The sequence below is a fragment of the Streptococcus sp. GMD6S genome, from assembly GCF_000297015.1.
In genome coordinates this window covers 1-1,126 of sequence record NZ_AJRH01000333.1, presented here as the reverse complement: position 1 = coordinate 1,126, position 1,126 = coordinate 1, and the positions used below count along the sequence as shown (strand labels likewise).

Genomic DNA, 1,126 nt, shown 5'->3' with positions numbered 1-1,126 from the left:
GATGTACCATTAGTACAATCTTCGCCTCGTCGCCTAGTCTATAAACGTTTTATCCAGCAAGACTTGAGCTCTCTGATATTCAGAGAGCTTTTTTACTTTTGTCACCCTACCTCGATATACTAAAGTATTATCTTCGGTTACGGTTTCTAGCACTGTAAGGTAAAATAAACCAAATCATCTCCCTTCGGGGAGATTTTTTATTTTCACTAGTTTTATAGTACAATCTTCGGCTTGTCGCCTAGTCTATAAACGTTTTAGCCCGAGCTCAAATCAGCTCTCTGACTTCAGATGGCTTTTTCTATATATATTTACATCCTTGTTCATCTAATAGAAATATGGTATACTTTTCATGAGAATTTTCTAAATTTTTAATTTTGTTTAAGGAGGTTTTCATGCTTTCCAAATTTTCTGGAAGCCGACGGGACCTGCAATTTGTGTTACTTTTAGGTATTTTGCTAGCTACTTTAGGGATTTCCCTCTTTCTAGCAGTTTCAATGGGATCCGTTGCGATTGCTCTAGGAGATACCTATCGGATTATTTTGAGTAGGTTGGGGTTTCCGCTTGAGATAGGAGAGGTTTCTAAGTCCACTCTTGCCATTGTATGGAATATGAGATTCCCCCGAGTATTACTCGGTCTGATAGTAGGGGCTGGTCTTTCCATGTGTGGCAGTGTGATGCAGTCCACAGTGAACAATCCCATTGCTGAGCCCTATGTCTTAGGAATCTCTGCGGGTGCGACTTTGGGTGCAACCTTGAGCATTATTCTTGGTTTAAAAGTGGTGATTAGCCTTGGAGCTTTTCTTGGAGCTATTTTGGCAACAATTGCTGTCCTCATCATTGCCTCTATGCAGGGAAGGATGACGACTTCTAGTCTGATCTTATCAGGAACGGTGGTCAATGCTCTCTTTCTGGCTTTTTCCAACTTTATCATCTCTGTTGGCGCTAATGCAGACAGTGTGATGACCATTAAGTTTTGGACCATGGGTTCGCTTGCTGGAACTACTTGGTCTGACTTAGTCCTGCCAACTATAGTAGTAGGATTGGCCCTTCTATTTTTCTCTACCCAGTATCGTGTTTTTAATGCGATGATGATGGGAGATGAGGCTGCTTTAACTTTGGGAATTCC

General features: G+C 41.3%; 1 protein-coding gene. It reads left to right on the top strand.

Annotation, left to right across the window (positions count from 1 at the left end):
- Positions 1-392: 392 nt before the first annotated feature.
- On the top strand, positions 393-1,126 hold a 734-nt coding region (locus GMD6S_RS11420), incomplete at its 3' end, for a FecCD family ABC transporter permease (RefSeq protein WP_000949327.1).